The sequence below is a fragment of the Niallia taxi genome (genome assembly GCF_004005475.1).
GTDB classification, from domain to species: domain Bacteria; phylum Bacillota; class Bacilli; order Bacillales; family Cytobacillaceae; genus Niallia; species Niallia taxi.
This window is the reverse complement of the sequence record NZ_RZTZ01000002.1, coordinates 621766-635663: the sequence shown is the minus strand read 5'-3', so window position 1 is coordinate 635663 and position 13898 is coordinate 621766. Positions and strand designations below refer to the sequence as shown.

The following is a 13898-nucleotide window of genomic DNA, read 5'->3' as shown; positions in this document are numbered from 1 at the left end:
TGCTATTTTTCATGTTTAGTGTATCAACATTAACGCTTTATAAGCCATGTTCTGTTCCTTTGTACTGTAACGACCTTTAAAGGCCTCGTATAAAGGCGGTAACCATCTATCTACAGATTATAAAATCTGTCCTTCTCCTCGTTCAGTTCCTCAGAGAAAGTTCCCCTACCAAAATTTGGGTTTCTCGCTCGCGGGGTTTACCTCGTTCCACCCTGGTCATTTCTGAACAGGCTCCGTCACTGTGGCACTTTCAAGGTATTCATGCCATATCCAAAGGACTTAGGCATTTTCCCTGCCGTCAGCAATATTTGCTGCCCTAGCTTATTTTTTGGCTAGGCACGAACACTACAGGCATCTCAGCCTGTGCGAGCATGGACTTTCCTCTACAAACAAAGTTTGCAGCGATTACCAAAGCGTTGTTATTGATTACAAAGGTTATTATAGTATGTCCACACAATAATAGCAATAGCAGATTTTGGATGACAGACTTTACTCAATCGTAAAGCTTGCTGCCAAAAACATGCTTCTCCAAATTAGACAGCCTTTTTAAAATATCAAAATTAGTTGTCCCAGCCGTGGTTGTTGGTGCCTGCGGCCTTTTGGAGCTGTCTTCTACTTGTCTTTTCAAGCGCATATTCTCCTGCTGCAGCTCCTCAATTTCTTGGTGCAATGTTTCATAATCTTTAATAATTAAATCTAAAAATTGATCTACTTCTTCTGGCTTATATCCTCGCATGGCCGTTTTGAATTCCTTCTCGAGAATATCCTTAGCCGTTAATTTAATCTTATCTGATAGCATCATATTCCGCTCACCTCAGTCAATTGCCGTATTTAATTAATTTTTTCAAACATTTACCGATTTGTCAATTTTTCTAGAAGAAGTCATTGTTATATTGTTCTTCTTCAACAATTGCTTGCAGGTCATAAAAACTGATTAACCGGATGTCATAATTATTTCTTTCCTTATATTGTGCTGCAAGATCGTATAAATATTTAGGACTCCCTGTTTTTTCTGTATCGTAAAACATCAGCAACACATCACTTTTCTGCAACAAAAACACATTTTTCATTCGCAGCTGGTTCGGACCTTCATAATCCTTTTTTGATACAGAATCGACAAAGTCTGCCTGCATCAAAATCTCTTCATACCATTCTTTATTTTCTTCCTTCCAGCCTTGCTCTTGGTTTAAAAATGGAGTTACAACTCCAAGCTTTAATTCTGAATGACCATTTATCTGCATATCATATACAACCTCAGCTGCCCAGAGCTCTGTACCTAGCTGGCCGCTTATCAGCACCCATTCAAGCCCCTCTTCAAGCAACTGCTCCAGTTCTTTTCGTATCGCTTTTTTTATGTATTCGACTGCAGGATCATTTTTTTTAAACAAGCCAATTTCAAATGGCTTATAGCCTGAAATAGCTGCTACCTTCATGAATTGTCCATTCCCTTGCCTATAAACTTCTTATTTTTCAGCACTTATTTAACCTTAATTAATCTATTTCTGTTCCTTATAAAAAATAACCACATTTTTACATTTTTTTGTAAATAAGACTTAGTTATTTCTCCATATGAATCATTATAAGCATTTTCGGCCAAAAGAGAAATTTTTTTCCTCGAGTTCATATTAAATGGCTGCCGAGTGAAAATTGGCAGCCATGAAGGTTTTAGTAAGTTTTATCTTCTAGGAAAACCACCTGGGAATCCACCCTGGAATCCACCTGGGAAACCGCCTGGAGCTCCTCCAGGAAAAGCTGTTCCAGTAGCTGTAAATGGAACGCCACCAGTTTGTGCAGGTTGTTGTGGCACCGGGAATGGAACTGGTGCTGGCCCCATATTTGCTTGCGTGTTTGTCACCACATTTTGTACAGATTGTGTTTGTGGGAAGAAATGTTGGTGCTCATAATTCACGTGGTTTACTGTAGTAGTATGAGTTGGGTGAATATGAGGAACAATATTATTTTGGAACGTGTGGTTCACGCAACATTTAGTTGGGTGACAGATTGCTGGTAATACATTAGGTCTGCAATGCATTTTAAAATCTCCTCTCCGTTTTGTATAATTATCTTACAGTAACAACTTATGTCGGGAGAGGTTATCTTGTACTAATACAAACACCTAAATTTTAAGTTTAATTTATTATTCATAATAAAGCGTATAGATTTTCTTTTAATGATGAAAATAAAATGGCAGTCAGGCAAACAACGACAAAAAACATGAACATTACGACTTTATACAACATGCACACTCCAATAACTTGTAAAATATTGTTTGAAATGAAGGGATTTATCAGTTCTATCTTATTTTAATAGGAAAGGTTTATTAAGACAACAAGGTAAATAGTGGCTTTTTAATTTCCTCGCTTAGGTTAATATACCTATTTTCCTCTGCAAACGCAGCTCCCTTTTGTGAATATCTGTTAATAAGCGGGGCTTTTCAGCATATTCTGTTCCCTCTATCAGCATAAACGCTCTTTTTGTATAGGCTAATGCTTTTTCTAAATCCTTCACTTTATGTTCCAGGAGTTTTGCTGCTTCAATATAGGACTCAAATACTATCTTGCTGTCTACCTTGCCCTCAGCTTCCATAATATCCTCCCATAGTAATGTTGCTTCCGTATATTTCTTTTCCCTTTTGTATTGCTTTGCCAAGATGAATTTTGCCAGTATATTTTCTTCACTGCTTCCATCTATGATAGCTGACAGACTTTCAACAGCTTGTGCGTTTTCTCCTAAAGAAGCATACCATCTGCCGACCTCGTATGTTTCTCTAGCCGACATATTGACATCCTTGTTTAATAATTGAAAGCTGATATGCGTGTAAAGGGTGATGAGGGAGAGAATATCTATCTCATTATGCTTCAATATCCCAAGCATGCCTTCTGGGTCTTTTCTTTCCACGAAATCAAAATATATCATTGGCGCAAGAAAACCAGGAATATCATCCTGTCTTTCCACACCAAGGACATCCTTTTCAACAATGGATAGCTTTGTTCGCTCTAGCTTATGCTTCCACATTCTTCGTGAAGCATGATATAAATCGAAATGGCCGAATTCAGGAAGCTTCGGCACATGCTCCTTCACGAACACATGCCTTGTCTTAACTTGCGGCCAGTCAAAGGCTTTGCCATTATAGGTAACAAGTGTTGTATAATCCACATTCTCCAAAAAGCTTTTAAACAGTGGCACCTCTGCACCGGGATTTGGCAAAATATGCTGCTTCAGCACAATCTCTGCACCCTTTACAACTGCATACCCAAGGATAAAGATACTATTGCCTGCTCCTCCGCCTAAACCAGTCGTCTCCGTGTCAAAAAAGAACAGGTCTTCTGCCTTGTGTCCTTTAGAGGACAGCGGATGACGATAATCAGACTGATTCCATGCATGTACACTTGTCAAAAAATCTTGAAAGGCATAGTTGCCATGTTCAAAGGAAATTGGATATCTGACCTCACGTATAAGGCAGTATTTATCATCCACCCAATAAGGAGTGACATTCTCACTTGCCCATACATCCAAAAAAGGAATTTCTACTCCTGTTAGCTCAGGCTTAGAAACTCGTGGCTCCTGACTGCTTGTGCCAGTATTTAAATGTGGTTTTAAACGCTGCAATTTATTTTTAATAGACATGGCTTCTCCTATAATAAGTTCCTATTAAACCTAAAATATTAATCTTTTAATTTATCATATTAAAACATATCAAGTATTCTAATGCTTTTTGCCTTTGCCGCAATTCCTTCTATTTCGGTTCCGATACATGCAGGGCAGCCATCGTCGCACGGGCATTTTTGGATGAGATTTTTCGCTGCGGCCTTCACATGTTCAAACCGCTTATAAACATCTTCTGCCAGTCCAATTCCACCTGGATAGTGATCGTACAAGAAGATTGTCGGCAGTCCTGTATGATTTGCTTTAATTTGTGAAACAACATGTATATCATTACGATCACACATTACATGTACTGGTACTACATGCTGAAGAACATTGGAAATTCCCAGGAGCAGCTGTTCTAAAGTCTTTTCCCCAATACTTTCATCTATCTCTTTAAGTTCAAGCCAGGCAGCACTTGTATGAAGCTCTTCTTCTGGCAGATGAATCGGACCAGATCCGATGTTTTCAAATGTTGACAGCTTGATTTTTTTAAAGATGGAAGGAAGAATATTAATGGAGACGTCTCCATAATGAATAGCTGTTTTTTGCCTGTTTTCACTTTTATCTATTTCCAAAACTTTCAGCTGTACTGCGAGATTTGCATCTGTGTAGTATTCAACATCCACCTCGCGGACGTACGCCTTCTTATGGTCCCAATCAAGCTTTTCCACTTGAAACTGAGTACCTTCATGCAAGTAAATAGCCTCATCATGTAATAAGGTCATCGCACTAAATCTGTCCATCTCACCGATAATTTTATGGTTTGCTGTATCGGATTGATCAATAATTACTACATTCTCCTGTGAAGCAGAGCGCAAGCTGATATTGCCCGCAGGAAAAGACTGATTAGCCCAGTAAAACGTATTGCCATTTTGGTGAATTACTTTTTCCTCTACTAAATATTCAAGAATATCTTGAACATCGAGCGGACCAAATTCTTCCTTTTCTTTAAATGGCAGCTCATATGCCGCGCATTTTAAATGATCAACTAAAATGATCAAATTCTCTGGGTTGATTCTTGCTGATTCTGGTGTTTTGTCAAAAAAATAGTCTGGATTTTGAACAATATACTGATCAATTGGTGTAGAGCTTGCCACCATTAATATAAGTGCTTCTCCATGCCTTCTGCCAGCGCGTCCTGCCTGTTGCCATGTACTTGCAACACTGCCAGGGTATCCTGTCATCACACACACCTGCAATTGTCCGATATCGACACCAAGCTCCAGAGCATTTGTGCTCACTACCCCTAAAATATCGCCATCACGCAGTCCCTTTTCAATTTCTCGGCGCTGTTTCGGAAGATATCCCCCGCGGTAGCCTCTAATCGACTTCGGTCCAATTTTATCTTTGACGAGTTCCTGGATGTGGCTCAAAATTATTTCGACTCTCACCCTGCTCCGCGCAAAAACAATTGTCTGGATTTTGTTTTTTAAAAAATTTTTAGCAAGCTGATTTACTTCCACCGTTGCGCTTTTGCGGATATTAAGCGGTTTATTTACAATTGGCGGGTTATAAAAAACAAAATGCTTTCTGCCTCTTGGTGCCCCGTTATCGTCAATGAGACGCATTGGATTTCCTGTCAGCTGTTCTGCCAATTCTTTTGGGTTTGCAATGGTTGCAGAGGTGCAAATAAAGATTGGCTCACTGCCATAAAACTTGCAAATCCGCTTCAGTCTCCGAATAACATTAGCCACATGGCTACCAAAAACGCCCCGATATGTATGCAGTTCATCTATAACGACATACTTTAGATTCTCAAATAAGCTGACCCACTTCGTGTGATGCGGCAATATGGCTGAATGAAGCATATCAGGATTTGTAATGACAATATGTCCGGCTTTCCTGACAACCTGACGAATTGTTGGTGACGTATCACCATCATACGTGTAGCTTTTAATGTCAATGCCCATCTCATTGATGATTTCATTCAACTCACTTTTTTGATCTTGTGCCAACGCCTTTGTTGGGAAAATATAAAGGGCGCGATTTGCGTCATTTTCAGCAATGGACTGAAGAACAGGCAAGTTATAGCATAATGTTTTGCCTGAAGCAGTAGGGGTTACTGCAACAATATTTTCACCCTTTTGCAATGTTTCGTAAGCTGAATATTGGTGGCTGTATAATTCGCCAATTCCTCGTTTTTGTAATGCAAGCTTAATTCTATTGTCGACACTTTCTGGCATTGGCCTGGTTTTTGCTTCCTGTGGCTCCATCTCATGCCAGTTGATGATATTTTCATTTTTTCTTAATTCTTCAATAAGTTCAGAAAGTGATTTTTTTCTTATCATGCTTATCCATTCACCTCTTGTACCTAATATACCGAATAAACGTTTGGTTTTCCAGCATATAAATGAAAAGAAAAAGGACCTGTTTTCAACAAGCCCTTTTCTCCAATATTTCAGATCTGAAATTATGTTGGCACACAAGCACTTTAAGCTTTTTCGCCTTTAAACCGATTGTATATCCTTCCAGCAATTACCTTGGACTTTTTAGCTCTCCATAAATTCTGCCAGTATAGAAAGAAGGCCGTCTGGGTTTTCAATCATGCCCATATGTCCTGCATCAATGTCTTTCACCACTACAAATGGTGCTGAGGAGTTTACTGCCCTGTCTTTAGGAACAATCTTATCAAACTGTCCCTGCACAAGAAGAAATGGGATTTCCTGATTATCGATTACTGTATTACGATCCGGGCGCTTTCTCATAGCTGCCAATGTTTCCATTGCAGCAAGGGGATCTGTGTTATATCCGATCTCCTTCACGTCTTCGACATCTGCGGGATTTGCAGCCATATAGTTATCTGCAAACAAATTAGGGATAAGACCATCAATAAATGCTTGTATTCCTAAATCCTGAATCTTTTCAATTGCTTTTAGCCTGCCTGCTTTCCCTTCATCACTATCTGGGTAAGCTGTCGAGTGAATAAGACCATATCCTTTCAGGCTTTCTGGAAATAGCTCCGCAAATGCCAATGTGACATATCCGCCAAGCGAGTGGCCAAAAAGATACACAGAATGTAATCCAAGCCTGTCTAAGAGGACTTTCACGTCTCTTGCTAGATCCTCCATTTCAAATGCTGCTCCATCAAAGGTTGAACGACCATGGCCACGCAAATCAACTGCAATTATATGATATGTATGAGACAATGGTTCGATTATTTTTTTCCAGTAATCAGAACTTCCACAAAATCCGTGAATAAGAACAACTGTGTTTGCATGGCTTTTTCCTTTTTCTACATATGCCAGCTCCCGATTATCTATTGTTACTATTTCCATAACTATTAACTCCTTATATGCTTTGTTTTTAATTTTATTTTAGCTATTTGTCGATTATTTTAAAATAGGTAATTCTCCAGTTTATTTTAACCAATTTTATCGGATAAGCACCCACCTTTCATACGTGCATAAACTAAATCAAAAATGCTTAACAAAAAGGAGGATGTCGCAAGATGTCGCAATTTCCAACAGACCCTAGAAAAAACGATTCTGCCAGACAGGAGAACTTTGGATTTTTCAAAAGATCCATGAACCAATTTTTTCAGGAAAAGCCTGTAAAGAACTTCCTGCAATCAATGGATGAGTTCTTCAGCAATCCTTTTCCGAATGTGTCCTTCCCTGTTTCTGTTAAGGAAACAGAGAACGAACATGTCATCACAGCAGAGCTGCCAGGAGTAAACAAAGAACAAATACACATAGATATAATGGATAACCGTATCACAATTAGTGTTACCCATTTAGAGATTGTTCAAGAGGAAAATAATAAGCAGCAAATCATTCATAAAAGCCAAACATACAAGCAAAGTGCAAGAACAATAGCTCTCCCCTATCCTGTCGACGAAAAGAAAGTAAAAGCAGTTTATCAAAATGGACTGTTGACAATCACTGTCAAAAAACAAAAAGGGAAAAAAATTAGTATCCATTCATAATATAAAAATCTAGTCGTGAGTAAAGAAAGGATAATTGACACATACTAAAGGATGTTCCACAAAGGTTCATTCCTTTTTGGACATTCCTTTTTCTTTAAATCTTGCTAAGAGGTGATTTGATGAGCTACAAAGATAATTTGGATTCTCATTCTGAGCTTTTTCATCACAATTGGACTAGACCTAAACGTTCCAAGTCTCAAGTAAATGGACATACGGAAGTTTCTAGGAATAATCTTATTTTGCGAAGCAATGCAAAAGCCCATCGCTGGTAAGAGAAAAGAAAAGGCAAAAAACTTGCTGCTTTTGGCAGCAAGTTTTTTTATGATCATTCCCGCCTGCTACACTTTGAATATTCCTCCTACCCCCTTGACCACACCTGTAACCTGATTCATCGCATTCATCATCATTCCTGCTGTATCAAGCATTTTATTGAAGTCAAATGTGCCATCCTGTGTTTTGAATGAATTCATTAACCCTTTCATATTGCCTTGTTTTTTGGGGATAAATGATTGCTTCGGATAAGGATTCATATATTGCTGCTGCATGTTTTGCATCATTGGTTGATGTTGATATACCTCTTCTTGCTGTTGCAGCGGATTTTGAAACACATTTTGATTGTTCGGCTTATAGGCATTTTGCGGGTGGAAATAATGTTGATTTTGCTCATAACCAGAATAAGCTTGCTGCTGCTGATAATACGGTTGATTGTTTTCATTGCCGTACATTTGTGCGGCATGATTCTGATTCATCATCCCGTTCCAGCCTTGATTCATATTCATGTATGGATTGAATGCGCGGCCATGCTGCTGAAAGTGAATGTTTTGGGGGTATGAAGCATGGCCGTTCATGTAGGCATGCTCGTAATATGGTGCATGCATATTTATATTTTGGTTCATAGAAAACCCCTCCTGTTCATACTCCCTTTTTATCTTATGAAAAATGTGCCCAATGGTGCCTACTTGGTATTGTAACAACATCAAAAAAAATAATGCTTCCTTAGCAAGGTACAAGAGTACCATCATTGCCAGAAACATTATGCTGATCTTTATAGTCTGTCTAAAACAGTCTGTAATATAAATTGTACTGACTTGGCTGAATCCATAAATCTTTTTCTACTTGTTTCCTTATAAAAGGCCTGAATTGAAATTACTTCCAAATGATCAGACGCTGTGCTAATTTGACTTGGGTGAAGATAAAGCGGCTTTTCCGTTTTCACCCACAATTCTGCTATTTCCTTCCACTCTGCATTCAGTTCTGCTACTTTGTTTGCATATGGCCTAACTACCTCGTAAAAGTCCTTGCTTTCCTGGCTTGCTTTAACTTTTTGGAAGACGTCAACCAAATAATCAGCACAAGCATGTAATTCTTCTGTTAATTCTCTCAAACGTTGACTATTTATCATAACTGCACTCCATTACCCGTAACACATGTTTTCCCTCTATTTTATTGCTTTTATGATCCTAGTTCAAGTTTTAAAGATACTGGCCTTTTTAAGATTGCTGTTACATACTCTTTTTCCTCTTGCGTATTAAAGCATCTGCTTTCTAAAGCTGTAAGCTCTCTTTCCAAATGATCAAGTGTTCTTTCATGCAAAATAATATCCTTCTTAACTGATTCGTTTCTGTTTCTTAATAAAACATCGAGCTCTTCCACGTCCTCTTGAATTCCTTGCAGCATTTTCAGCAATTCCTCTTTATTATAAACAGACATTTAATCCCCTCCAAGCTCCGTTTTGTGTATACTGAATTCTCCTTTTTCCTTTTAAGTCCTGCACGCATGACAAAACTAGAAGTGATTCGTCAAAGAAAGCAAGAATTCACCAATCCCCCTTCATTGATTCGACATTTACCTTTTCTTCCAATATAAAATAATTGTTTCTAGCTTTATAAGCTTATGCAGCTGTTCTTGTTTATTTTTATACCAATCTGTAATTAAAATAGCTTCTTTAAATGGACGTGCGTGTTTTTTCCACTTTGCCTTCACTTTCGTTGTCTTGCTCCAATCTACACTAGTAAATGGCTTTTGTGTCATGACAGGATAGCTCATTCGCAGCATCGGTGTGTTATTACGGTGTTTAGGGTATACGTATTTTTCATAATCCGCCCTTGATCCAGTGTGAACAACCTTTAAAGCAAACTCTAAAAAGATGGGATGCAGATTCTTTTGAAAGAGAATTGTATACAGTTCTTTGCCAAGCTCTATCCTGCGGTCCAGTGAACGGAAGGAAGAAACACTTCTTCCGTATATGTCGCCATTTAATGTTGGAAAAAACACAGAGCTAAAGCGAAGCAGGTCTTGAAACCTGTAAGCCAATGTATGAAAAACCTCTTTTTGGAACAGCTTATTTTTTATTATTGGGTTCTCGATCACATTTTGTTCGTTAATGATAAGACTATAGACAAGCCTCTCCTTATTTTTATAGAGCCAAAAGTGCAGCCATTCCTTTTCCATAAAGGAGGAAACAGAAAAATATTGCAGTAAATGAAACATTGGCACATTCTTTTTCGTCGAATACTCATAGAGGAGCAGCTGTGGGTATGCATCCTGGAAAATCATCCAGTTTGCCCGTTCGTATGTGGCAAATAAATTGAGTCTAGTTTGCTCGTTTAAGGATAAAGGAAACCAAGTGCCAGCCAAGTCACACATATTCCAGCCTGCATTACGTGACACTAGGCTCGCAAGGAAGGACCAGTGGATTTCTTTGTTCATGGTATAATACTCGAGATAACAATTTGTTCTTGATATATTATCCAAGTTATTTTTTTCTGTTAAATAGCGTATGTCTTTTATAAGTTGCTTCTCTTCAACTGATAAGAAATGCTCATTTATACCTATCACAAAAGACACCTTCTTTTTCGGAAATTATGTTATATTGTTTGTTGTTATCACGAAGTTATTCTTTAAGGTTAGAAGCTGCGAGGTGAAAAGGTGAAACTGCATTATCCAAACGGAAAAAAATACATCCCTGCTGTAAAATCAATTAGCCCATCTGTAAAAAAACAAAGCTACAGCAATCGGGGCATGACACTAGAAGAGGACATTAACATAACCAACCAATACTATTTGGAACTTGGTAAAGCAGTCATCCATAAAAAGCCGACTCCTGTCCAAATTGTTAAAGTAGATTACCCAAAAAGGAGTGCCGCTGTTATAAAAGAGGCATACTTTAAACAGGCGTCTACAACGGATTATAATGGGGTATATAAAGGCAAATACATTGATTTTGAAGCTAAGGAAACAAAGCACGGGACATCCTTCCCGCTTAATAACTTCCATGATCATCAAATTAAGCATATGCGTTCAGTTTGCGATCAAAATGGAATCTGTTTTGTTATTATTCGATTTTCCACAACAGATGAGATATTCTATTTAGAGGCGGAAAAGCTCTTCCTGTTTTGGGATAGAATGATAGAGGGAGGAAGAAAGTCTATAACAAAGGATGAGCTCAAGCAAAGCGCCCATCCGATAGCACTTGGCTTTCAGGCGAGGATTGACTATATTAGAGTAATAGATTATCTTTATAGCTTCAATTAAGTGATTTCTTTGCTTTTGTTTTTGGAAAAGAAAGGTAGGAACTAGTATGACAGATAAATACCAAACGCGAGAGGAGCGCCGTAAGCAGCTCCAATCAGAGAATAATAAAAAGCCGAAGGAAAAAAAGCCAAAGGGCAAAAAGAAAGGCGCGAAGCAGATTTTCAAACGAATTTTCCTCGTGCTAATCAGCCTTGGTATCATCGGGATTATTGCAGGGGCAATTACCTTTGCGGTGATGGTCAAGGATGCTCCTGAGCTTAATGAGAGCGTCTTAAAGGACTCTATTTCCTCGACTATTTATGACAAGGATGATAAACCAATTGAAAAGATCGGAGCCGTTAACAGGGATTATGTTAAGTATGAAGATATTCCCGACCTTGTTAAGGATGCGTTTATCGCTACAGAGGACTCACGATTCTTTAAGCATCATGGTATTGATCCGATCCGTTTAGGCGGTGCGGTTATTGCTAACTTTACAAATGGCTTTGGATCAGAAGGAGCAAGTACAATCACACAGCAGGTTGTGAAAAACTTCTTCTTTAACCAGCCGCAAAAAACGCTGTCTCGTAAAGCACAGGAAGCTTGGCTTGCTATCCAGCTTGAGCGTAAGTATACGAAGCAGGAAATATTCGAAATGTATGTAAACAAAATTTTCATGTCAGAAAACATGAGCGGTGTTAAAACAGCTGCAAAGGTTTACTTTGATAAGGACTTGGATGAGCTAACATTGCCAGAAGCGGCAATGCTTGCAGGTATGCCACAGGCACCTAACGCATATAATCCATTTAAAAACCCGGATAGAGCAGAAAAGCGCCGTAATATTGTTTTGTCCTTAATGAACCAGCATGGATATATTAATGATTCCGAAATGAAGGAAGCACAAGCTGCCTCATTAACAGATTCACTTGTAGCAGAAGATAAAAGAGAAACTTCTGACATGAAATATGATCCATTTATTAAGCAAGTCATTTCCGAAATCGAAGATAAATATCCAGATGTCAATGTGTATACAGATGGTTTGGAAATTCATACAACATTGGATACAAAGGCACAGGATTATGTTGATAAAGTCATGTATGAAGGCAATATCGTCGAATTCCCTGATGAGGACTTCCAAGCGGGTATCAGCTTGCTTGATACGAAAACAGGCGGAATTCTCGCACTTGGCGGTGACCGTGATCCTGATGTGAAGCTCGGCTTCAACTACGCAACAGAAAACCCGCGTCAGCCAGGTTCAACAATTAAACCAATCCTTGACTATGGTCCTGCAATTGAGTATTTAAAATGGGGCACATACGAAACGGTTGAGGATAAGCCGACAACGTATAATGATACAGCTAAAACGCCTATCAATAACTTTGATAACAAGTTCCTTGGTTCTATGTCTATTCGTGAGGCATTAGCACGATCCAGAAATATTCCAGCATTGGAAGCATTCCGTGCAGCTGGGGCCGATAACGCGCAGCAATTCGCAAGCAACTTAGGTATTACACTTAATGAAATGTACGAATCATATTCTATCGGTGGACTTGGTGGTAAAGATGAAGGAATTACTAGCCTTCAGCTTGCCGGTGCGTATAGTGCGTTTGGTAATGAAGGAGTATACAATACACCTCACTCTGTCCGCTACTTTACATTAAATGATGGCACAAAAATTAATATGGAGCCTGAATCAGAAGTGGCAATGCAGGATTATACAGCATTTATGATTACAGACATGCTGAAAAGTGTTGTTAACTCAGCATATGGTACAGGATCAACTGCAAACGTTCCTGGCTTGCCTATGGCAGGAAAAACAGGTACGACAAACTATTCTACTGATGAAATGCAAAAATACAATATTCCAGCAGGTGCTTCACCTGATGCCTGGTTTGCGGGATATACAACGAATTACACAATGGCAGTTTGGACCGGTTATGAAAAAAGGCAAAACTATTTACGTTCAAACACGGTCAGCAACGACCAAAGAATTGCCCAGCTGCTCTTTAAAAACATCATGCAATACATTTCGCAAGATGTGGAAACAGCCGATTTCAAAATGCCTGACAGTGTAGAAAAGGTCAGCATTGAAAAAGGCACATATCCGGCAAGACTTGCAAGCAGCTACACACCTAGCAGCCAAATCTTGACTGAATATGCGGTCAAGGGCAATATGGTTCAAAAGGTTTCGGAGAAGTACAATAAACTAGATCCGGCCAAAAACGCTAAAGCTTCTTATGATAAAGATAATGATGCCGTAAATCTGTCATGGAGCTATGGGGATACAAGTGATGTGAAATTTGATGTGAGTGTTAGTATCAATGGTGGTGCTGCAGAGCAGCTGACAACCACATCTGATACGAGTCTCAAGATCGCTAAACCTGATCCTGACAGTACTTACACCTTTACGATTACAGCTAAGAGCAGCAGCATGACAAGTGACGCTGTTTCCGCATCAGTTAAGGTTCCTGCGAAGCTTGAGGAACAGCCTGCAACAGATGAAAATGAAACGGTCGACGATGACACAACGACAGATGATCAAAATACAGGCACTGAAGAGGATAAAAAGAACAATAATAACGGTAATGGTAATGGTGACAACAACGGTAATAACGGCAACGGCAATGGTAACAACAACGGAAACAACGGTAATGGTAATGGCAACAATAAAGATGATGAAGAAGCAGATGAACCTGATGAAAATGAAGATGAGCCAGATGAAAATGAGGCTGATGAATCGACACAGACAGAAGATTCTGCTGACCAAACTCAACAAAGCACAACAACACCATAAAAAAAATCGTTCTCCCTT

General features: G+C 39.0%; 14 protein-coding genes and 1 other RNA gene. 4 read left to right on the top strand and 11 right to left on the bottom strand.

Going from position 1 to position 13898, the window contains the following annotated elements:
• Positions 1-35 precede the first annotated feature (35 nt).
• The 7 genes from rnpB to EM808_RS08010 form a co-directional block, all read right to left on the bottom strand.
• Positions 36-417, bottom strand: an RNA gene (gene rnpB / locus EM808_RS08040) — RNase P RNA component class B.
• A gap of 76 nt (positions 418-493) precedes the next feature.
• Positions 494-799, bottom strand: coding sequence for a cell division regulator GpsB (gene gpsB, locus EM808_RS08035; protein ID WP_127737925.1), 306 nt, complete (start codon positions 797-799; stop codon positions 494-496).
• A gap of 73 nt (positions 800-872) precedes the next feature.
• Positions 873-1433: an SLOG family protein gene (locus tag EM808_RS08030; RefSeq protein ID WP_127737656.1), complete on the bottom strand. Its 561-nt coding sequence runs from the start codon at positions 1431-1433 to the stop codon at positions 873-875.
• Positions 1434-1675: 242 nt separating this feature from the next.
• Entirely contained in the window at positions 1676-2032 is a 357-nt protein-coding gene (locus EM808_RS29635) for a CotD family spore coat protein (protein ID WP_127737655.1), read from the bottom strand.
• Positions 2033-2361: 329 nt separating this feature from the next.
• Positions 2362-3627, bottom strand: a complete 1266-nt coding sequence (locus EM808_RS08020; protein ID WP_127737654.1) for a ribonuclease H-like domain-containing protein — start codon at positions 3625-3627, stop codon at positions 2362-2364.
• 59 nt (positions 3628-3686) lie between these two features.
• Complete coding sequence (locus EM808_RS08015; RefSeq protein ID WP_127737924.1) at positions 3687-5933, bottom strand: DEAD/DEAH box helicase; 2247 nt, start codon at positions 5931-5933, stop codon at positions 3687-3689.
• 204 nt (positions 5934-6137) lie between these two features.
• On the bottom strand, positions 6138-6923 hold the full coding sequence (locus EM808_RS08010; protein WP_127737653.1) for an alpha/beta fold hydrolase: 786 nt from the start codon (positions 6921-6923) through the stop codon (positions 6138-6140).
• Between the two features lie 173 nt (positions 6924-7096).
• Between EM808_RS08010 and EM808_RS08005 the strand changes: the two genes are divergently transcribed.
• Together EM808_RS08005 and EM808_RS08000 are read left to right on the top strand one after the other, a co-directional pair.
• The gene (locus EM808_RS08005) at positions 7097-7573 is read left to right on the top strand and encodes an Hsp20/alpha crystallin family protein (protein ID WP_127737652.1); all 477 of its coding nucleotides are present in this window, start codon (positions 7097-7099) and stop codon (positions 7571-7573) included.
• 119 nt (positions 7574-7692) lie between these two features.
• The gene (locus EM808_RS08000) at positions 7693-7845 is read left to right on the top strand and encodes a YpzG family protein (RefSeq protein ID WP_127737651.1); all 153 of its coding nucleotides are present in this window, start codon (positions 7693-7695) and stop codon (positions 7843-7845) included.
• Positions 7846-7911: 66 nt separating this feature from the next.
• Here the strand turns inward: EM808_RS08000 and EM808_RS07995 are convergent, their stop codons facing one another.
• The 4 genes from EM808_RS07995 to EM808_RS07980 form a co-directional block, all read right to left on the bottom strand.
• Positions 7912-8469, bottom strand: a complete 558-nt coding sequence (locus tag EM808_RS07995; protein WP_164849591.1) for a YppG family protein — start codon at positions 8467-8469, stop codon at positions 7912-7914.
• A gap of 149 nt (positions 8470-8618) precedes the next feature.
• The gene (locus tag EM808_RS07990; protein WP_127737649.1) at positions 8619-8975 is read right to left on the bottom strand and encodes a YppE family protein; all 357 of its coding nucleotides are present in this window, start codon (positions 8973-8975) and stop codon (positions 8619-8621) included.
• Between the two features lie 50 nt (positions 8976-9025).
• Complete coding sequence (locus EM808_RS07985; RefSeq protein WP_127737648.1) at positions 9026-9283, bottom strand: hypothetical protein; 258 nt, start codon at positions 9281-9283, stop codon at positions 9026-9028.
• 135 nt (positions 9284-9418) lie between these two features.
• Complete coding sequence (locus tag EM808_RS07980; protein ID WP_127737647.1) at positions 9419-10411, bottom strand: DUF2515 family protein; 993 nt, start codon at positions 10409-10411, stop codon at positions 9419-9421.
• Positions 10412-10501: 90 nt separating this feature from the next.
• Between EM808_RS07980 and recU the strand changes: the two genes are divergently transcribed.
• A complete protein-coding gene (recU, locus tag EM808_RS07975; RefSeq protein ID WP_127737646.1) occupies positions 10502-11107 on the top strand; it encodes a Holliday junction resolvase RecU in 606 nt (201 codons plus the stop codon).
• 46 nt (positions 11108-11153) lie between these two features.
• Positions 11154-13880 (top strand): transglycosylase domain-containing protein, encoded by a 2727-nt coding sequence (locus EM808_RS07970; RefSeq protein WP_127737645.1) that lies wholly within the window; start codon positions 11154-11156, stop codon positions 13878-13880.
• The last annotated feature ends 18 nt before the right edge of the window (positions 13881-13898 follow it).

Coding starts and splice junctions, on each gene's coding strand:
- EM808_RS08020 (WP_127737654.1), bottom strand. CDS start 3,627: ATGTCTATTAAAAATAAATTGCAGCGTTTAAAACCACATTTAAATACT.
- EM808_RS29635 (WP_127737655.1), bottom strand. CDS start 2,032: ATGCATTGCAGACCTAATGTATTACCAGCAATCTGTCACCCAACTAAA.
- EM808_RS07990 (WP_127737649.1), bottom strand. CDS start 8,975: ATGATAAATAGTCAACGTTTGAGAGAATTAACAGAAGAATTACATGCT.
- gpsB (WP_127737925.1), bottom strand. CDS start 799: ATGCTATCAGATAAGATTAAATTAACGGCTAAGGATATTCTCGAGAAG.
- EM808_RS07970 (WP_127737645.1), top strand. CDS start 11,154: ATGACAGATAAATACCAAACGCGAGAGGAGCGCCGTAAGCAGCTCCAA.
- EM808_RS08030 (WP_127737656.1), bottom strand. CDS start 1,433: ATGAAGGTAGCAGCTATTTCAGGCTATAAGCCATTTGAAATTGGCTTG.
- EM808_RS07995 (WP_164849591.1), bottom strand. CDS start 8,469: ATGAACCAAAATATAAATATGCATGCACCATATTACGAGCATGCCTAC.
- EM808_RS07985 (WP_127737648.1), bottom strand. CDS start 9,283: ATGTCTGTTTATAATAAAGAGGAATTGCTGAAAATGCTGCAAGGAATT.
- EM808_RS08000 (WP_127737651.1), top strand. CDS start 7,693: ATGAGCTACAAAGATAATTTGGATTCTCATTCTGAGCTTTTTCATCAC.
- EM808_RS08010 (WP_127737653.1), bottom strand. CDS start 6,923: ATGGAAATAGTAACAATAGATAATCGGGAGCTGGCATATGTAGAAAAA.
- EM808_RS08005 (WP_127737652.1), top strand. CDS start 7,097: ATGTCGCAATTTCCAACAGACCCTAGAAAAAACGATTCTGCCAGACAG.